Here is a 20351-nt window from a genome sequence, read left to right as displayed (position 1 = left end):
AAGTATCAAAAGGAGGCTTTATCATGACAGTCATTGATACATTTGCAGATTTAGTCAAACATTCTAATAATATCGTTTTTTTCGGTGGAGCCGGTGTTTCCACCGAAAGCGGCATTCCTGACTTTCGAAGCGTCGACGGATTATATAATCAAACGTATAAATACCGCCCCGAAACAATTTTAAGCCATTCGTTTTATATGGATAATCCTGAAGAATTCTTTCGCTTTTATCATGATAAAATGCTTTGCCTTGATGCAAAGCCTAACATGGCTCATATAAAATTAGCGGAACTAGAAAAAGCTGGCAAACTAAAGGCCATCATTACACAAAACATTGATGGTCTGCATCAACAAGCCGGCAGTACAAACGTATTGGAATTACATGGTAGTGTCCATCGCAATTATTGTCTGCACTGCCATAAATTTTTTAATGCTCACTATATGGCTTCTGCTGCCGGTATCCCCAAATGCGATGCCTGCGGCGGACCTATTAAGCCAGATGTCGTACTGTATGAAGAGGGGCTTGATGATGCCGTTATTGAAAAATCATTGTATTATATCAGTCATGCCGACATGTTGATAATTGGCGGTACCTCCTTAGTTGTTTATCCAGCTGCCGGCCTTGTAAGTTATTACAGCGGCCGTAAACTCGTACTAATCAACAAATCTTCGACCAGTATGGACGATCGAGCCGATTTAGTTATCCATGCCCCTATTGGTGAAGTATTCCAACACATTACAGTATGAAAGCATAGACTACCTTAAAAATAAAGTCCTGTACAGAAAAATTCAGTCTGTACAGGACTTTATTTTTAAAAAAACACAAGCGTTACCCCTGCGCCGCCGCCTTCTGCATCATCCAGTTTATACGATGAAATAAACGGCTGATGATCAAGAAAATCATGAATCTGCCGTCTCAAGGCACCGCTTCCTTTACCATGAATAATCCGGACAGGACTAAACCCTGCCGCCAGTGCTTGATCAAGAAATTTTTCAACCTCCGGTATCGCTTCGCTCCCTGTTTTTCCAATAACATTGATTTCCGCTGCCACCGTATCGATACGGATCGGACGATAAGAAGATACGGCCGCCGCTTTTTTTTCTTCCCGTTGTTCTCGTTTTATTTCATCATAATACGGAGCACTGATATCTTTACTTTCTACACGAACAGTTATTCCTTTCACGGAAACAGTAAGTTTTTTCCCTTTTATTGACATTACCGTTCCCAATCCATCAAGCGAATTAATAAATACACGTTGTCCAACCTGCAGTGTTTTCACATCAATAGGATTACGCTTCGTTTTTTCCTTGTCAGGAAGAGAAATTTGCTGAATAGATCGTCGTGCCTGTTCGATAGCCTTTGCTTTTTCCCGATCTGTAGTTTCGCGAAACTGCTGTTTCAATTCACGGATAATAGACTCCGCCTCAATGCGGAGTTTACGTTTTAATTCCATCGCATCACGTCGGCTGGAATCGACAATATCTTGTCGTTTTGAAGATACTTTATCTTTTTCTCTGCGTAAATCATCCTCTAATTTTCTTACACGCTGCAGCCGCTGCTCCAGTTCCGCCTGTTTTTCATCCATCTGCTTGGATTGTGTATTCAGCTTCGTTAAAATAGCTTCCATATCAACATCCTGAGCCTGGCTGCGCAGTTCCCTTGCTTTATTTAAAATTTCCACAGGCATGCCTAGTTTTTCACTAATGCTAAAAGCATGACTACTTCCTGCCGATCCTATGCGAAGTTTATATGTAGGCTGCAATGTCTGCACATCAAACTCAACATGCCCATTTTCAATTCCCTCTGTATTGTACGCAAAATTCTTTAAATCATTGTAATGTGTCGTCACCATAACACAAGCACCTTTATCATATAAAGACTGAAGCACGGCAATAGCAATCGCACTTCCTTCTGCCGGATCAGTGCCGGAACCCAGTTCATCGGCAAGAATCAGGTCTTCCGTGCTGCAATGTTTTAAAATATAAATAAGCTGTTTCATGTGACTGGAAAAGGTACTCAGATTTTGAGAAATATCCTGCTCATCCCCAATGTCAACAAAAACATCACGAAAGATGGGTAATTCCGAATTTTCTCCTACCGGTAAAAACAATCCGGCTTGGTACATGAGAACTAAAAGTCCTAAGGTCTTCATCGCTACGGTTTTACCACCGGTATTGGAACCCGTAATCAGCAAAATTCTATATTCACCGCCAATAATAAGGGTATTAGGGACAACTACATCCGGCGCAATCAGCGGATGCCGGGCATGGAGAAGACGCACTTGCTTTTTTTTTGAAACCGCAGGACGACAAGCTTTCATCTGAATAGCTAACTGTGCTTTAGCAAAAATAAACTCCAATTGCCCTACACACATCGTGCTATTCATGAGATCTTCATATTGATCTGCCGCAATGGTCGTAAGTCGTTTAAAAATACGTTCTATTTCCTTAGTTTCCCCCATACGTGCTTGCTGCAAATCGTTATTGGCATTCACGATAGCCAGCGGTTCAATATATAGTGTCGAACCGCTGGCCGACATATCGTGAACAATCCCGGGGAATACATGCCTGTATTCTTGCTTAATAGGCACAACATATCGATTGTTCCGTACTGTAATCAGAATATCTTGAAAGTACTTTTGATATTCCTTATTTTGCAGTACGCTTTGCATATACCGTTTTGTCTGCCGTTCCAGTTCAACAATACGATTTCTCAGATGAAGGAGTTCCGGCGAAGCATTGTCCCGAATTTGATGATTTTCATCAAAAACAGCCGCTATTTTATGTTCCAATACTGAAAAATCCATAATAGACTGTGTTTTTTTTACCAATTGCGGATAGTCTTTTTCTTTTCCCGCAAAAAAAATTTTAACATGTTCATAACACCGTATATTATTCCAAATATCAATACACTCTTGAGAATCTAACGTGATTTCACGGCATGCTTTTTCAAGAGTCGGCCGTATATCAACAATGCCGCCAAAGGGCGATGATGCTTCCCGTTGCAAACAAGTTACCGCTTCCTCTGTATCCCTGAGGCTTTCTTCAATCACAGCGGCATCACCGGAAGGTGTTAAATGCCTTGCCGCTTCTTTAGACAACCGGGATGGAGCTAATTTCACCAGCATGGATTGAATTTGATAAAACCCCAAAATCCGCATACTTCTTTTATTCATAACCTGGTACTCCTATACTTATATAATTCCGTGAAAAAAATGCCCTCGTGTAACACTGCTGTCTTCTTTATTTAACAACATGTGTTCTGTATCATCTATAAGACATCGATATCGCTGCGTCTGTGCCGCAATCCATGCAGAAGAGCGTCCCCTGCCTTCGATCCGAAACCGGGAAATACCACATTGCATTAATTGAGAGTAGTACGGGGCCATGTCCAGATCTCGATTATTTAAAAGATGATTGCGGCAATATGAATCAGTGACAATAGGAAACTGCTCTCCTATACGATCTTTAAGATAATATTTTTTATGACTGCACATAGCAGCACATCGTCTTTTTACTCCTGAACCGTTAAAAGCCGCCAGGGAACAAAATTCAGTCACCATCATTTCCAACCGCCCTTCTACTAAAATCTCAATAGGTAACGACAGACATACAGAAATAATTTTCTTTATCTGTCTGAGCATAAGTTCTGTTGAAAGTGTTAAACTGCTACATCCATAAAGACGCAAAAGATCTGCTGCATGGGCATTGAAGGTATTTAAAGACCAATCTCCCGCAATAGGGACCGTCCACAATTCTTCCTTAGCCATTGCAAGAATACCCAGTGCCCCGGCATAAATACCATCTGCACCACAAGAAACTGCTATCTGCAATTCTTTTCTAACATACACTTCATCCCGCTGCCGTAATATCCGCGGAGAGGCTGCCCAAATAGACGCACCGGTATTATGAACCATATCAACCGCTTGTTTCCACTGAGAAAATCCAAAAGCTGTATGAGTATATGACTCGCCTCCGTACACAATGCGGTCAGCCCCATTGTGCAATGCTGCCGTAATACCTTCTAACGAATCACAACGCACAACGAGCTCTTTTTGTTTTACTTTCCGGTACTTGGTAGTACCATCAGGACGTATTGCTGTCTTTCCCGCTGCTGGTCGATGATACTCTGTCAAAATTTTCTGTTCCACAACCGCGGCAGCTTCCCGGCGCAAGGTATTGAGAATACTTGCCGGTATCATATACGATTGATTCCAAACCGTAACCCCGGCAACAGAAAAAAAGGTTCCGCCCAAGCGATTCAACTGCGTATAAATCCACTCTCGGTCAGCTGGATGTTTTACCGCCTTTTGAACAACATATGCAGATACTTCTTCTGCCACATGTCCCGCTTCATCCCATGCAGTAAGACGTAATTGATTCCCTTCCGTTACATCTACGTGAAAATAAAGGGGAATTTTACGATTCATCTCCACCGTTTTTGTTTTTCTATCTTCTTTCCGGGCTAGTCGATATATTTCGCCTGAAAATCCTTCTTTACAACGTAATTTCACTGTATATGAAGTACTCGGATATTCCTTATCAGCAATAATCGCTGATATTTCATCAAAACATTCCCGTCCGTCTGCTGCTGTAATTTTAATGAAATCTCCCATATGCAAAGGCTCAGTCAATTTAGCTTCAGCAATACCTTCCTGGCATTTCAGGATTTTTCCCATGTGACGCCCTGTGTTGCCTGCGCTTTTTTCAGTAATAGTATTCCTTTCCACTGTATCCGTTAAAAAATCATGCTGATACATTCGATTAAAACTCTCCGCTAAAATATGCTCGGCTTTTTCCAATATATGCTGCCGCTCCTGCGAGGAGTCATGGATACAAGTATCCATGACCATACGATAGGCACCCACAACAGAACGCACATATCCATTCCCTTTCATGCGTCCTTCAATCTTAAAAGAAGAAACGCCTGCATCTATGAGTTCCTGAATAACAGAAACACTGCTCAAATCTTTAAGGCTCAATACGTACGTTTCCGGTTCCGTTACCGGTACACCGCCCTCCTCAACCAATTGATATGGGAGACGACAGGGTTGTGCACAGGCTCCGCGATTACCACTTCGTCCACCGATAAAGCTGCTCATTAAACATTGCCCCGAATACGACATGCAGGATGCTCCGTGTATAAATACCTCAATAGCAGCTTTTGCACGATGACATATGTATCGTATTTCTTGTATAGATAGCTCACGCGCTAAAACAACCTGTGTAAATCCAAGACTTTCCAAAAATCGTACTCCATTCAAATCCGCAACAGTAAGCTGCGTACTCCCATGCAACGGCAAATTGGGGACTACCTTTTGAACCCATGCGGCAATGGCTAAATCCTGTACAATGATGCCATCCACATGGAGCGCGTCTAATTTTTTTAAATAGACTGCAACTTCTTTTAGCTCTGTATCAGCAATAAGAATATTAACTGTAATATATACTTTAACAGCAAAAAGATGCGCCGTCCGCACCGCTCTATCTAATTCTTCCTCATCAAGATTATGTGCAAATTTTCGGGCATTAAATGACTTTCCACCCAAATATACCGCATCTGCTCCGGCATCAATGGCAGTCAGTACTGTATCCAATGATCCTGCCGGTGCTAATAATTCTGTCATAATTCCTCCTGCATGCTATGTCCATTAATTATTATTTTTCCTGCTGCTTTTACATTTTCTACTAAACCCTTATTCCCCGTTTAATATTTTTAAAACATGCAGCTATTTTAAATTATGATTACTTTTTCTCAGTTTTTCACACATGCTGTTCCTGCGCTTATCTCAATTGCCGATAAATAGAAGCTATAACATCCGCTGTAACATTATATGCGGTTGCCCGGACAGCTCGTGTCGGCATCGTCAGCTTTGTATAAAAATCAATATCTTCTTCTGTTAATTGAATCGTATCAGGCATGAGCTTGTTCATTATGTTTGTAAACTCATCCAATCCGTCAAGATGAAGAATGTCCCATATTCGTTCCACTTTATCAGGCATTGTTTCTGTCATGAGAGACATGTATGAAGGAAACAGCATGCCATTCGCCCGTCCATGAGTAAATCCTTTATAATATGTCAGCTGATATCCCATTCCATGAATGAGAGTCGTACCGCTCTGAGCAATGACAATACCTGCTAATGTTGAAGCATACATCAGATCTTCACGAGCAGCGTAAGATACGTCACTTCCTAATTCCGTCAAATGCGGTCCCATAAAATGCATAGCCTCTTCCGCCCATACATCACTGACAGGGGTCGAATTATTGGACATATACCCTTCAACGGCATGTGATAATGCATCAATTGCCGTATCAATAGTGACGACAGGGGATATCCCCATCGTAAATGTAGGATCGACAAAAGCCATAGATGGAAAAAGCAGCGGGTCCGTGACAGATTGCTTCGTCCCGGCATGGGGATTCGTCAATATAGCCGCCTTGGTTACTTCGCTGCCGGTGCCCGATGTCGTAGGTACCGCAACAATAGGCAGCGGTTTTTTATATGGTCCGCCGAACAACTGTACGTCATCAATCTCATTCGTACATAGTAAAGCGATAACCTTCCCTGCATCCATGGGAGAACCGCCGCCGACAGCAATAACAAAATCAACCTGTTCGGTCTTAGCAAAAGCAGCCGCCCGGCGTACCGTAAGAATAGAAGGGTTGTTTTCGACTTCATCAAAAATAACCCAAGAAATCCCTAACTGTTGCAGCTTATCAAGTACAGCCCGCTGTGAACCGTTAATTTTAGCTGAATGGTATCCCGTAACAAGTAATGCTTTTTTACCCAGCTGCGCCAAACAATCTCCTGATTGTGCAATACAATTTTTCCCAAAAAACAATTTAGTTGGCATTTCGTATGTAAACATGACATTATCTCTCCATTTGCTTTTTTGCATTTTCATAATATCCTAGCACGTCTTCTTTTACCTCAGCGATTTCCTCGGGTGTCACTTTTCTGACAATATGTGCAGGATTACCATAAACCATAGAATTAGGCGGTATTTTTTTATTTTGTGTAATAAGTGTTCCTGCACCAATGATACAGTTTTCTCCAATTTCAGAATATCCAAGGAGCATAGCTCCCATACCAATTAAACAACCATTGCCGATTTTAGATCCATGAATAATCGCATTGTGTCCAATAAGGACATAATCTCCGATTTCCATCGACTGATCTGCCTGCGGATGAACCGTCGTATTATCTTGGATATTCGTGTAACGGCCGACAGTAATCGTATTATCATCCCCGCGAAGAACAGTATTGTACCAAATACTGACTCCCTTTGCAAGTTTTACATCCCCAATTACGGCTGCCGTATCAGCAATAAAAGTGTCTGCATCTATTTTGGGTTCTTTATCTTCTAATGTAATAATATGAGACATTAGCATTCCTCCAATAAAATACTCTAATCTTTCATCCGTATTATTATATATCAAATAAAGATATGTGACCAGTGAAGTTGAATATTCAGTATTTTGAAGTTAACATATATCGTAAAAAAACGGGAAGCAATATCTGCACAGTTTTATAAAAACACTATTTTCAATCAGTTTTCTAACGAATTCTCCTATCATCCTCTGCTTTTTATTCCATCGTTGAGAATCATCAAAAATTCTGCCAATTTTTCCGATTCAATTTGTGTCACTTTTACATTTTCCGGTGCTGTATCACATAATTGATCAGGTGATCTCACAGCGTTATAATGCTATCTGCTGATTTTCCTCCTTAAGTGTTTCACCATCAAGTTACATCATTAATAAATCATCATTTTCTTTTTATTTATCTTAAACTCCGCGCATTGAAAACAACATACAAAATCTGAAAATTACATATCTATTTGACCAAAACAGGACGCATTTATATATTTTCATATTTTTATGGTATAATATTAATCAGCAACTATTATACTTGTATGTACTTCTTAATATATGAGGCTCCATTATGATTACATTAAATGATTTAATTTTAGACGAAAAAGAGAGATTAAAAGAAAAATACCGATAAAAAGAGGAGTATATTAACTACATTATTGGTAAAAATGATGAAAAATGAAAAAAAACAAACATTAATTCTTAATGATTTCGATATTGTAAAAAAACAGCTTATGTAAAACACTTATTTTTACATAAGCTATTTTTACATCATTCCAATATCATACTTTTACAATTATATTCTTAAATAATAGAATCGGGTGATTAAAATGACTGAAAAAGACATATATGCTATTTGCTCACAAGCCTTATCCAATAGCAACTTAGAAAACGATTGTAAAACAATTGCTAAATCGATTCAAAACAAAGATTATAATAACGTTGCCCAACTTTTAAGAGTAATAATTGCAACTTCAGTAACCACTTGCATTTGTGATGTGTTTGAAATTCAAAGAAAAAAGAAAAAATAATCTCACTTGAAACTTTGCGCGTATCAAAAAATGATAAGCATATAATTATAACATGTAACGAAATTATTTGATCTACATATATGGTTATCATACATAAAAAGACACCCACATTATATGGGCGCCTTTACCTGACAATGAATGGGGTAAGGATTTGCACCTTACAGGATGAATGGCCGATCAGATCATTACTGTATCTGTCGGGTTCATCAAGGCATTATATACTTAGAACGTTATAACTACTGATAAAGTAATATGATGCCCCTGCGTCTATCTTTTCCGCCACCCATTATAATTTTGAGGAAATCAAAAATTATAATGTATCTGTTTTTTTATCAATTTTCTTACAATATCGATCATAGTATTCCTGATCTATACTAAATGATGACATAGGTACCGGATTATAATTTTCATCATAAAGTTCATCAATTTTATTCGGATCTACAAAACCATTATAATGTGTATTATCCACATCATGATTCACTTCAAAATATCCTGAACGATGATACGTACATGGTTTTAGCTTTGTTTTATCTATCATAAAAAAGCCTCCCGCATATTAAAAATATCATTGCATAAATAACAAAAAAACACTCCGCCTGAGTGTTTTAACTATGAGGATACTCATCTTATTTGTATTGCAGAAAGTTTTTCCATCCCCACCTTCCAAAAGGTCTTGCCGTTTCATTACATATTATAACACTCCAAAAGGCTTTTCTATTTCATATATCTTACAATCGACAAATGTTTATAATTAGCTCAGTTCTAATTGTTACCTTTTACCTTTATAGTATATCACAAACACAAAGCAAAAGCTATAGAGGAATATAAAACTGTCCTTGTATAAAATCACAATATATAAAAACAAACCGCATAAATAAAATATTTACGCGGCCTGCCTTTATATATTGTGATAATAAAATTAACGTTTGCTGAACTGTGAAGCTTTTCTAGCTTTCTTCAAACCATATTTGCGACGTTCTTTTTCACGCGGATCACGAGTCAAAAGACCAGCCTTTTTTAATGACTGACGAAAATCCTGATCTACTTCGAGAAGTGCCCGACTGATGCCATGCCGAATAGCACCGGCTTGACCTGACGGTCCACCACCTTTTACGTCAGCAACGACATCATACTGTTCGGTAACACCTGTCAATACGAGCGGCTGTTTAATAACTAATTCCAGCGTTTTACGACCGAAATATTCATTTAATTCTTTTTTGTTTACTACGATTTTGCCTTGACCCGGAACCAGACGAACTCTGGCAACCGATGTCTTTCTACGGCCAGTGCCGTAGTACTGTGCTACTGCCATGAAATCTTCCTCCCGGTTTTAACGAATATCTAAATTTAAAACTTCAGGTTTCTGTGCCTGATGTGGATGTTCCGGACCTGCATACACGTTCAATTTCCGATACATCTGTTCACCCAATTTAGTATGGGGAATCATTCCCTTAATTGCCATTTCAACAACACGTTCCGGATGTGTTTCTAGCATATGACCTGCTTGTGTGTAGGTTGCACCACCGGGATAACCGGAATGGCGGAAATAAATCTTTTTTATTAATTTCTTGCCTGTTAACTTAACCTTTTCTGCATTGATAACGATGACATAATCACCCGTGTCCATATGCGGTGTAAATGTAGGTTTATGTTTTCCCCGAAGAACTTTTGCAACTTCGGCAGCAAGACGTCCTAAAGTCTGACCTTCAGCGTCAACAACAAACCATTTCCGTTCGATGTTGCTCGGGTTGGCCATAAATGTAGTTTTCATGCTGTATAATTCCTCCCTGATACGACTAACTAACCAAAGCTTTGCAGCTTTTCATCCGGGGCTAGTGGATTCCAAGTCAAAAGCTTACTCATATATTCTATAGATTAAACTCTTCTTTGTCAAGGATTTTTTACATAACTTCATTATTCATATATACCGTCTTTATTTTTTACAAAAAATAAATTGACAAATATTTTTCTCCATGTTAGACTTAGGCAAAACTTGAAAGTTGCAATGAAGAGAAGAGTACATAAAGAAGATTGTTGCAGAGAGCTCTCGTTTGGTGAAAGAGAGTACATGACACCTTATGGAAAATGGACTCCGAGCAGATATGTCGAATAATTAGACAATCCGGGCGTGCCCGTTACAGCACTAGAGTATTAAAGGCTTTTTATAAGTCTGCGTACTTGAAGAGGTTTAATTCGTGAGGATTAAACAAAATTGGGTGGTATCACGGTGCTTCCGTCCCTTGTTAGGGGGATGGAAGCTTTTTTTATTGCAAACTTCCGTACGTTACAACCTTCAAGTTAAAAATTATCTATTCAGGAGGTATATATTATGAGTAAAAATTATCATTTCGAAACATTACAGCAACATGCCGGTCAAATTGCCGATCCAGCAACAGGTTCCCGGGCTGTCCCTATTTATCAGACAACATCGTATGTATTTAAAGATACACAGGAGGGAGAAGATTTATTTGCGCTGCGCAAACCAGGGTATATCTACAGCCGTCTTACCAATCCCACACAATCTGTTTTAGAAGAACGGATCGCTGCATTGGAAAACGGTACGGCTGGCTTAGCAACTGCCAGCGGCATGGCCGCTATCGCATATTCTATATTAAATCTGGCAGGCGCCAATGATGAAATTATATCCGCTTCCACTTTGTATGGCGGCACATTTGAATTATTTAGTGAAACATTGCAGAATTTAGGAATTACCACTCGTTTCGTCAATGCAGATAACCCCGAAGAAATCACAGCGGCTATTAATACCAAAACAAAGGCTGTCTATCTTGAAAGTTTAGGTAATCCCGCAATTAATATTCCTGATTTTGAAGCTATTGCAAAAATCGCTCATGATAACGGACTTCCGGTAATTGTGGATAATACGTTTGCTACTCCTTTTTTATTCCGGCCGCTTGACCATGGAGCAGATATTGTTGTCCATTCAGCAACAAAATTCATCGGCGGCCATGGCACTAGCCTAGGTGGTCTTATCATAGAAAACGGAAAATTCAATTGGAAAGAATCCGGCCGTTTTCCGAAAATCACTTCTCCCGATCCCGCTTATAACGGTGTTAACTTTGCTAAAGATATTCCCACAGCCAGTTTTGTTACTCGCATTCGCGCTAAAACATTACGCGATCTGGGCGCTTGTATCAGTCCTTTTAATGCCTGGCTGCTGCTGCAAGGCATTGAATCTTTATCCCTGCGTGTAGAACGTCATGTAAAGAACGCCGAAAAAATCGCTGAATTTTTAGAAAACCATGAAGATGTTGCTAAAGTAAATTATCCCACCTTACCGTCTTCTCCTTACTATAAACTAGCGCAGAAATATTTCCCCAACGGAGCGGGCTCCATCTTTTCCTTCGAACTTAATGGCGGATATAAAGCAGCTCGTGCGTTTATTGACGGTGCAGAAATTTTTTCTGACCTGGCAAATGTAGGGGATTCAAAATCACTGCTAGTTCATCCTGCATCCACCACCCACCAGCAACTGAATGAAGATGCATTGCATGCCTGCGGCATCACTCCCGGTACTATTCGTATTTCTATCGGGCTGGAAAATGTAGACGATCTTATCGAAGATATCCAACAGGCTCTGGCAAAAACCAAATAATATATTATTTCAATAAGGAGTGCTGGACATATGCCAATTCAAATTTCCGATCACGTATCGGCAAAAGAAATCTTACAAAAAGAAGGTATCTTTACTATTGAACAAGGAAGAGCCCTCCATCAAGATATTCGTCCGTTAAAAATTCTTATCCTTAATTTAATGCCTCTCAAAAAACCAACGGAATTGCAGTTATTACGGCTTTTAGGAGATTCACCTTTACAAATAGAAGTGGATTTCTGCCACACAGCTACTCATCAGAGCACACATACAGATCCCACGTATCTCGAAGAATGTTATTACACATTTTCTGATATTCAAAACAGATATTATGATGGCCTGCTGATTACCGGTGCTCCTGTAGAGTTATCTGACTTTGAAGATGTAGATTACTGGCAGGAAATCATTACCTATCTTGAATGGTCTAAAACCCATGTATTTTCTGTCATTCATTTTTGCTGGGGAGCTCAAGCAGCTCTCTATCACTATTATGGCATTCATAAACATACACTTTCAAAAAAATTATTCGGTATTTATGAGTATCAGCTGACGGTCAAACATCATCCGCTGCTGCGAGGCTTTGATGATCGTTATTTTATCCCTCAATCGAGGCACACGGCAATCGACGAAATGTATGCACGCACTATACCGGAATTGCAAATTTTATCCTGCTCTAAAGAAACGGGCATCAATATTTTAAGTACAAAAAACATTCGCAGAATATTTATCCTCGGACATTTCGAATATGATCGACGCACTTTGGAAACAGAATATATTCGTGACAAGAACAAAGGACTTCCTATTGATATTCCAACCAACTATTATCCTAATAATGACGACACGCAGACGCCCTCCTTTATTTGGTGCAGCTATGCTCATCTATTCTATCACAATTGGCTTAATACCGTATATCAAGAAACACCGTATAATCTTTTGGAATTAGAAAATGGATTTGAAGACTGTGCCCATTGACCCTGAAGTATAAATCACATGCTAGTATCTGTCAAAACTTCGTATTTTTTATTCATTTAAACTTTTTATCCTATGCTGTAAAGTAAAACCTATTTCTGTTCAAACGTTACTCACAAATAAAAAATTACAGCCGCCGACTGCACTGCATACGCAGATCAACCGACGGCTGTAATATATATAATTCCATCCTATGTTCATCTATATCTTATTTTGTACCGAATATCCGATCACCGGCATCACCTAAGCCTGGTACAATATATCCATTTTCGTTCAATTTATCATCCAAAGCAGCTACAAAAATACGAACATCAGGATGCTGCTTATTGATTTCCTGTACGCCCTGCGGCGCCGCGACCAAACACATCAGCTTAATATTTTTGATGCCACGGTTCTTGAGCATGGTAATAGCCGCTGCGGCACTGCCTCCCGTCGCCAGCATGGGATCTACAATAATAAAATCTCGATCCTGTACATCCGGCAATTTGCAATAATATTCTACAGGCTTCAATGTCTTAGGATCCCTGTATAAGCCAATATGCCCTACTTTAGCAGTCGGAATCAAATTGAGCAGTCCCTGAACCATACCAAGTCCCGCACGAAGGACCGGAACAATTCCTAGTTGTTTGCCGCTCAACTGTTTCCCTGTCATTTTTGTAATCGGTGTTTCAATTTCCACATCTTCCAGTGGAAGGTCCCGGGTTATTTCATATCCCATAAGCATCGTAATTTCTACTAATAAATCTCGAAAATCCTTCGATCCCGTTTCTTTCATTCTCATTAACGTAACCTTATGTTGAATCAGTGGGTGATCCATCACTTGTACATGCATGTTGCACAAGCCTCCTTCTTGTTTATATAACATAATTATTTATCCATTTCATTAATCATGCCGACACGAACTGCGTGACGACCACCATCAAACGGAGTATCCAGCCAAATTTTTACAATTTCTCTAGCCAAGCCCGGTCCAATGACACGTTCACCCATAGTCAGAATATTGGCATCATTGTGGCGGCGAGAATATTCTGCAGAAAAACAATCATGACATAAAGCAGCTCGTATACCGTGTACTTTATTAGCGGCAATACCAACGCCTATTCCGGTACCGCAAATCAAAATTCCACGATCAAAAGTACCATCCGCAACTGCTTCAGCAACTTTTTTTGCAATAACCGGATAATCACAACGTTCTGGAGTCATTGTCCCGTAATCGGTAAACTCAATACCCTGTTCCTGCAAATAGCCTTTAATGTTTTCTTTTAAGGCAAATCCGCCATGGTCACTACCAATAACTAATTTCATGTATTTCCCTCCTGTAATCTTAATTATTTTTATTATAACGCTTAACCCGTATCATGAATAGACATGATTAACAATTGTTTGTTTTTACAGTAATATCGAATAGATAATCATCAAAAAAATCCCTTGAAAAGTACCTTATACTACAATACTTTCAACAAGGGATTTACTCTTATACTTCTATTACATCACCGCCGGCAGCTTTTTTCATGCGATTCATGATAGCCATTCCAAGTCCCGCTGCATCAACACCTTCAGCCAAAATATAATCCACCTTCACGTTGTCAAAAAACAACAGTCCTGTATACAACTGGCTGGCTAATGCTGGTTTATCACCATGATCTCCCCAAATATACATCAGTTCTTTTGGAAAAGCATCCGCAACTTGCCGGCTTACAAGAAAACCTACTGTTTTCCCTTCCCGGCCTGCCTTTATATAAAGTTCTCTCAATTTAAACGTCACATTTTTCACAGTTCCAACAGCTACCGTCATAGGAGCTGCCGGTGCATAATGCCTATATTTCATACCCGGTGCCTTAGGTATACCTTTACCGGTTACCAAATTAGTATCTATAAGGACATGGGGGATTATTTTTTTCAGCATTTCTAAAGTAATCGCACCCGGACGAAGAATCGTCACTGTGTCATCGGCATTACATTCGACTATAGTCGACTCCACGCCAATATGGCAAGGCCCTCCGTCAATAATCATATCGACCCGGCCATTCATGTCATGAGCCACTTCCTCGGCTGTCGTCGGACTGGGTCGTCCGGATAAATTAGCGCTGGGACCCGCTACGGGAACACCTGCTGCCTGCAAAAAAGCACGCGCAATTTTATGATCCGGGCACCGAAGTGCCACTGTATCTAATCCGCCTGTCGCGGCATCCGGAATATGCGGCTGACGCGGAAAAATAATAGTAAGCGGTCCCGGCCAAAATGTATCAAGAAGTTTTTGCGCAGCTGGCGTAATAAACGCCGCAACCTTCTTCACAGCCTCTTTGTCTGGAACAGTCAAAATCAGAGGATTGTCGCTTGGGCGTCCTTTAGCAGCATAAATACCTCTGCAAGCCTCTGCATCAAGACCGTTTGCGCCAATACCATATACAGTCTCCGTCGGAAATACCACAAGTCCGCCATTTCTAATAATATGGCCAGCTTCTTCAAACACATTCTTCGCTGCATCTACATTGGTAATATGCACCATTTTTGTCTGCTTCATTTCAATCTACTCTTTTCGCTTAAAAATTATAACCCGTTCAATATCCCCATAATCTTTTACTACTTTATCTATCATATAATGCCCTGCTGCTTCAAATATATCAGATACAGCCTTGCACTGCCCCGCTCCTATTTCCACTGCACAATATCCATCTTGCATCATGTATTGCCAAGAATCAGCCGCTAACCGCCTATAATAAGACAATCCATCAATCCCGCCAAATAAAGCCTGCTCTGGATCTCTTCGAACCTCCGGCTGCAAAGATTGCATATCCGCTTGTGTCAGATAGGGAGGATTCGATACAATCCAAGTATATGATCTGTGGAAAACATTGGCAAAAAGATCACTTTCAAGCCATTCTACTCGTTCCGATAATTTAAAAGCTTCACTGTTTTTCTTGGCAATAATAAGTGCTGCCGGCGAAACATCTACGCCGGTTCCGCTTGCCTTGGTCCAATAACTAAGTAAGCTCAAAATAATGGCACCACTGCCGGTACCTATATCTAATATTTTTATATTCGCCGCAGTATTTTTTTCATAAGACAACACTGTTTCCACCAGAATTTCTGTTTCCGGACGTGGAATCAAGACATCTGTATTAACAATAAAATTCATTCCCATAAAATTTTTAGTGCCGAGTAAATGAGCCACAGAAACACGCTCTGCTCGTTTTTTTACAAAATTACGATACGAATTCAACTCTCCTGCCGTCATTGGTTCGTCATAGTGGGCATATAGATAAATACGCTCTTTTTTTAACACATGAGCCAAAAGAATTTCCGAATCAAGGCGAGGTGAATCAATCCCCTTTTTTTTAAAAAACCGTTGCGTCCATTGAAGAAGTTCTCCAATGGTCCAAATCTTATTCATTTCCTTCTTCTTTCATTAATTCCGCTCTCCTAGCCTCAGCCAATGCTTGTATGAAGTCATCCAAATCACCGTTGAGAACATTTTCCAATTTATAGAGAGTAAGATTTATGCGATGATCGGTAACACGCCCCTGCGGATAATTATAGGTTCGAATACGTTCACTGCGGTCTCCTGTTCCCACCTGACTGCGCCTGGCTTCCGTTTCTTCCGCCTTAGCCTCCTGCTGTGCCTTATCAAAAAGTCTTGCTTTCAGCACTCTTGTAGCTTTTGCTCTGTTTTCCATTTGTGATCGTTCATCTTGACATTCAACAACAATACCCGTAGGTATATGCGTCATACGTACCGCTGAACTTGTTTTATTAACATGCTGTCCGCCAGCTCCGCTCGAACGAAAATAATCAACACGAACATCATCCATATTTAAGTCTACTTCTACGTCTTCCACTTCAGGAAGAACAGCAACTGTCGCTGTCGATGTATGAATACGCCCTCCAGCTTCAGTTACAGGTACCCGTTGCACTCGATGAACACCTGATTCATATTTTAGCTTACCATATACACCAGTGCCTTCTACTGAAAAAATAACTTCTTTAAATCCGCCTAATTCCGGTGCATTGGAACTAATTAAACTTGCTTTCCATCCAGCCTGTTTCTCTATATATTTCGAATACATACGAAACAAATCTCCAGCAAAAAGCGCTGCTTCATCACCACCGGCGCCACCACGAATTTCCATGATAACATTTTTGTCATCCTGAGGATCTTTCGGCAGCATAAGAATATGCATTTGTTCTTCTAAATCAGATTGTTTCTTTTCAAGATCCGATATTTCTTCTTTAGCCATTACAACCAGATCGGCATCGCTGTCCTTATCATTCAAAATTTCCGTATCGCCTTTCAGCAGTTCCGTTATTTCTTTATATTTACGGAAAACTTCCACTATAGGTACTAAAGAAGCATGTTCCTTAGTAAGTTTCTGCCATTCCTCCTGGCGGGCAATAACATCTGGATCACTGATACGCTGCTCGAGATCCATGAATTTGTTTTCTACAGACTGTACTTTATCAAAAAACACGACCCATTCCTCTCCTTCTTTATCGTCCCACTGCCGGAATTTTTTGTTGTATCACCGTATCTTCCCTCTTTTCGACTTCCTGCTCTTTTATTTCTGCCGGACGCGCAGCCTCCAATGCTCGTATCGCCACCTCAATCTGATCAGGATAAGGTTTTCGCGTTGTCAGCAGCTGCATCCATAAACCAGGTTTAAAAAGCAGCTGTACTATGGGATTCGTCGTTCGTGCTGCTAACCGGATCATTTCATAGCTTACTCCTGCAACAACCGGCATAAGGACTATGCGAGATATAATTCTTTCCATTAAATTCGGCCATCCTAAAAAAGCAAACACAAAAATAGATACCACCATAACAATCAAAAGAAAATTAGTACCGCAGCGAGGATGAAGCCGGCTATGCTTTTGCACATTTTCTACCGTTAGTTCTTCACCTGCTTCATATGTCCAAATCGTTTGATGCTCGGCTCCATGATATTCAAATACTCGTTGTATATCCTTTGTAAGCGAAATCGCCCATATATATAATAGAAATATAAGGAGACGCAATATCCCTTCTACTACGTTAAGCCGAAACGAACTATCCGCAACACCGGGAATAAATTTAGCCCCATACGTGGGAATGATTAAAAAAAATACAATGGCTAATACCGTTGAAAAAGCCATGGTGAGGCCAACCTGTACATTACTCATCTGTTCTTCTTCTTCTCCCGATGCCTGGGCCGAGTAAGACAAACTCTTCATTCCGTAAACCAGTGATTCATATAAAGCAATCGTTCCACGAATAAAAGGTTTTTTTAAAATAGAAAATCTATCCATAATAGAACGAATACGATCTTTTTTGACAACAATCTCTCCGGACGGTGTCCGTACTGCCGTCGCTATATATTCAGGTCCTCGCATCATAACACCCTCAATGACAGCTTGACCACCGACATATGCTGTTGGTTTGCTCATAAAAGCTCCTTTCTTTATAAACAAATAGAGCAGAGCATTTCTGCTCTGCCATTCCACTTGTACCACTGCCTATTAAGCCTTCTTACCATATCTTCTGTTGAACTGTTCAATACGGCCACGAGCCTGAGCGGCACGTTGCTGGCCAGTAAAGAAAGGATGACATTTAGAGCAAATTTCAACACGCAGTTCAGATTTAGTCGAACCAGTTTCAAATGTATTGCCGCAAGCACAAGTCACTACAGCTTTACCGTACTTCGGATGGATTCCTTCTTTCACCATTCACACCTCTTCTCATCAAACATACAAAACCTATGCTAAGATAGTATATCATATTACCCTTAATTTGGCAAGAAAAATTGAATTTACAGCATGTCTTATTCCTCAGCAGACTGTCTTTAATGTATACATAAAAAAGACCGGCGTACATACTAACCGGTCTTTATATGTAGATAATCTATTATGCATATTGGTGTTGTCTGTGTTCTTCTGCATCCTGCATATTTTTTTTATCTTTTTTATACTGCATAGCAGAAACAGCATCAATAGCAAATTGCCCCATAATAAAAACAAGGATGGCACCCCAGCATATAGGATTGGAAATAAATGATAACATAATTGTCCCCCCTTTGATTCATAATTGATTAATTTTGCTAAATCAATATACATTGGCTGCATATCATAATATATTGCGCTTATATGATAGTACCAAACACCGGGAAAGACAATAACCCAAATTATTATGTTGTTCTTTACATTAACAGATATGATATGTATAAAATGACAAAAATACATGCATAGTCTGGTCATAGACTTTACATGTATTTTTGCTGCCTCATTGGGAGTATGTTACATTCAATAATTACGTTAAGGAATAAGTACACATTTGCAGCATTCACCCGTCTTCATGAGCCGCAAACCTTCTTTAAATTCTGTCATTGGAAGTTTATGTGTAATAATGTTAGATAAATCAAGACCACTTGCCAGTAATCCCTTCGCTGTTTCCCAGTCCTGATACATTCGCCGCCCAGCTATCCCTTTCAGCGTCAATCCGCGATATACAAATTCACTAAGTTCAAAAGACAGCTGCCTGTCCGATAGGCCAAGAACTGCTATTTTCCCCTCCGGCTTAATATAAGTCAGGCTAGATTGAATAGCTCCAACATTTCCGGAAAAATCAAGGACAACATCAATAAGATTTCCGTCATTTGCCATCGGAACTGCTTTAGATACCTCTTCTTCTATAGGATTAATAAGCACATCGGCACCCATTTCCAATGCTTTTTTCCCTCGGTCTGACACCGGTTCTATGGCAATAACCTTGGCAGCTCCGCATTTTTTTGCAACACTGGCTCCCATAGCACCCATAGGACCGCAGCCAATAACCACCACTGACTTTCCTGCAACGGGAAATTGTGTAGCAGCATGAACAGCCGCTACAAAAGGCTCCATGAGACTTAACACTTCCCAATTGGCAAACTTTTTAAATACAACAGCATTTTCTGCCGGTATGCATGCATATTCTGCCAAAGCTCCATCACGGCTCAAGCCAATTGTCCGCGTATGAGGGCATACATGTTCCTGTCCGTTATGACAAACATCACAAGTATGACAAACAATATGTGTCTCTGCAGAAACTGCATCTCCTATTTGAATTTGTGAAACTAATTCTCCTTTTTCCACAACTTCACCTGAAAATTCATGTCCGATAATCATCGGCGGAATCATACGACTGCTGGCAAATTCATTCCAATTCATAATGTGGACATCCGTACCGCAAACAGCCACGGCATGAACTTTGATCAATATATCATTCGGTCCCACCTGCGGTATCGGACGTTGCACAAGTTCAACATTTCCTACACCTGCTGCCGTTTTGACAACACATTTCATAATACCTTCCATTGCTATCACTCCTTGCTATCATTATAAGATACTGAAAATTG

General features: G+C 40.0%; 20 protein-coding genes and 1 other annotated feature. Of the genes, 4 read left to right on the top strand and 16 right to left on the bottom strand.

Annotated elements, in window-relative coordinates; all coding sequences use genetic code 11:
• Positions 1-23 precede the first annotated feature (23 nt).
• Positions 24-746 carry an NAD-dependent protein deacylase gene (locus NXG62_RS12815; RefSeq protein ID WP_427112810.1) on the top strand — a complete coding sequence of 241 codons (723 nt, stop codon included), beginning with the start codon at positions 24-26 and terminating at the stop codon, positions 744-746.
• A 65-nt stretch (positions 747-811) separates the two neighbouring features.
• Here the strand turns inward: NXG62_RS12815 and NXG62_RS12810 are convergent, their stop codons facing one another.
• The 4 genes from NXG62_RS12810 to NXG62_RS12795 form a co-directional block, all read right to left on the bottom strand.
• Positions 812-3175, bottom strand: a complete 2364-nt coding sequence (locus tag NXG62_RS12810) for an endonuclease MutS2 (RefSeq protein ID WP_427112809.1) — start codon at positions 3173-3175, stop codon at positions 812-814.
• An 18-nt stretch (positions 3176-3193) separates the two neighbouring features.
• On the bottom strand, positions 3194-5626 hold the full coding sequence (locus NXG62_RS12805; protein ID WP_427112808.1) for a DUF3656 domain-containing U32 family peptidase: 2433 nt from the start codon (positions 5624-5626) through the stop codon (positions 3194-3196).
• A gap of 157 nt (positions 5627-5783) precedes the next feature.
• Complete coding sequence (locus NXG62_RS12800; RefSeq protein WP_427112807.1) at positions 5784-6872, bottom strand: iron-containing alcohol dehydrogenase family protein; 1089 nt, start codon at positions 6870-6872, stop codon at positions 5784-5786.
• 4 nt (positions 6873-6876) lie between these two features.
• Positions 6877-7389: a gamma carbonic anhydrase family protein gene (locus NXG62_RS12795; RefSeq protein ID WP_427112806.1), complete on the bottom strand. Its 513-nt coding sequence runs from the start codon at positions 7387-7389 to the stop codon at positions 6877-6879.
• Positions 7390-8207: 818 nt separating this feature from the next.
• Between NXG62_RS12795 and NXG62_RS12790 the strand changes: the two genes are divergently transcribed.
• Entirely contained in the window at positions 8208-8408 is a 201-nt protein-coding gene (locus tag NXG62_RS12790) for a hypothetical protein (RefSeq protein WP_427112805.1), read from the top strand.
• A 310-nt stretch (positions 8409-8718) separates the two neighbouring features.
• Here the strand turns inward: NXG62_RS12790 and NXG62_RS12785 are convergent, their stop codons facing one another.
• From NXG62_RS12785 to rplM, 3 genes are all read right to left on the bottom strand, one after another.
• Positions 8719-8946 carry a hypothetical protein gene (locus NXG62_RS12785; protein WP_427112804.1) on the bottom strand — a complete coding sequence of 76 codons (228 nt, stop codon included), beginning with the start codon at positions 8944-8946 and terminating at the stop codon, positions 8719-8721.
• A gap of 381 nt (positions 8947-9327) precedes the next feature.
• Positions 9328-9720 carry a 30S ribosomal protein S9 gene (rpsI, locus tag NXG62_RS12780; RefSeq protein WP_427112803.1) on the bottom strand — a complete coding sequence of 131 codons (393 nt, stop codon included), beginning with the start codon at positions 9718-9720 and terminating at the stop codon, positions 9328-9330.
• An 18-nt stretch (positions 9721-9738) separates the two neighbouring features.
• On the bottom strand, positions 9739-10179 hold the full coding sequence (gene rplM, locus NXG62_RS12775) for a 50S ribosomal protein L13 (RefSeq protein WP_427112802.1): 441 nt from the start codon (positions 10177-10179) through the stop codon (positions 9739-9741).
• Positions 10180-10404: 225 nt separating this feature from the next.
• Positions 10405-10652 (top strand) — a binding site (T-box leader).
• 85 nt (positions 10653-10737) lie between these two features.
• Here rplM and NXG62_RS12770 point away from each other — a divergent pair.
• Both NXG62_RS12770 and NXG62_RS12765 read left to right on the top strand, forming a co-directional pair.
• A complete protein-coding gene (locus tag NXG62_RS12770) occupies positions 10738-12021 on the top strand; it encodes an O-acetylhomoserine aminocarboxypropyltransferase/cysteine synthase family protein (protein ID WP_427112801.1) in 1284 nt (427 codons plus the stop codon).
• Positions 12022-12051: 30 nt separating this feature from the next.
• Positions 12052-12990 (top strand): homoserine O-succinyltransferase, encoded by a 939-nt coding sequence (locus NXG62_RS12765; protein ID WP_427112800.1) that lies wholly within the window; start codon positions 12052-12054, stop codon positions 12988-12990.
• Positions 12991-13195: 205 nt separating this feature from the next.
• Here NXG62_RS12765 and upp read toward each other — a convergent pair whose 3' ends face one another.
• From upp to tdh, 9 genes are all read right to left on the bottom strand, one after another.
• Positions 13196-13819, bottom strand: coding sequence for a uracil phosphoribosyltransferase (gene upp, locus NXG62_RS12760; RefSeq protein WP_091648484.1), 624 nt, complete (start codon positions 13817-13819; stop codon positions 13196-13198).
• A 35-nt stretch (positions 13820-13854) separates the two neighbouring features.
• Positions 13855-14292 (bottom strand): ribose 5-phosphate isomerase B, encoded by a 438-nt coding sequence (gene rpiB, locus NXG62_RS12755; RefSeq protein WP_427112799.1) that lies wholly within the window; start codon positions 14290-14292, stop codon positions 13855-13857.
• Between the two features lie 169 nt (positions 14293-14461).
• Complete coding sequence (locus NXG62_RS12750) at positions 14462-15511, bottom strand: L-threonylcarbamoyladenylate synthase (RefSeq protein WP_427112798.1); 1050 nt, start codon at positions 15509-15511, stop codon at positions 14462-14464.
• 6 nt (positions 15512-15517) lie between these two features.
• Positions 15518-16381 (bottom strand): peptide chain release factor N(5)-glutamine methyltransferase, encoded by an 864-nt coding sequence (gene prmC, locus NXG62_RS12745; RefSeq protein WP_427112797.1) that lies wholly within the window; start codon positions 16379-16381, stop codon positions 15518-15520.
• On the bottom strand, positions 16374-17456 hold the full coding sequence (gene prfA, locus NXG62_RS12740) for a peptide chain release factor 1 (protein ID WP_427112795.1): 1083 nt from the start codon (positions 17454-17456) through the stop codon (positions 16374-16376). The genes prmC and prfA overlap by 8 nt, the downstream gene beginning before the upstream one ends.
• Positions 17457-17475: 19 nt before the next feature.
• Complete coding sequence (locus NXG62_RS12735) at positions 17476-18408, bottom strand: DUF1385 domain-containing protein (protein ID WP_427112794.1); 933 nt, start codon at positions 18406-18408, stop codon at positions 17476-17478.
• Positions 18409-18480: 72 nt separating this feature from the next.
• On the bottom strand, positions 18481-18684 hold the full coding sequence (gene rpmE, locus NXG62_RS12730; protein ID WP_091648530.1) for a 50S ribosomal protein L31: 204 nt from the start codon (positions 18682-18684) through the stop codon (positions 18481-18483).
• 181 nt (positions 18685-18865) lie between these two features.
• Positions 18866-19021 carry a hypothetical protein gene (locus NXG62_RS12725; protein ID WP_427112793.1) on the bottom strand — a complete coding sequence of 52 codons (156 nt, stop codon included), beginning with the start codon at positions 19019-19021 and terminating at the stop codon, positions 18866-18868.
• A gap of 251 nt (positions 19022-19272) precedes the next feature.
• On the bottom strand, positions 19273-20310 hold the full coding sequence (gene tdh, locus NXG62_RS12720) for an L-threonine 3-dehydrogenase (RefSeq protein ID WP_427112792.1): 1038 nt from the start codon (positions 20308-20310) through the stop codon (positions 19273-19275).
• Between the last annotated feature and the right edge of the window lie 41 nt (positions 20311-20351).

It is taken from the genome of Megasphaera sueciensis (assembly GCF_050219315.1).
Lineage (GTDB): Bacteria > Bacillota > Negativicutes > Veillonellales > Megasphaeraceae > Megasphaera_A > Megasphaera_A sueciensis.
Note: the sequence above shows the minus strand (reverse complement) of the source record. Positions and strands in the feature narration are given on the sequence as shown.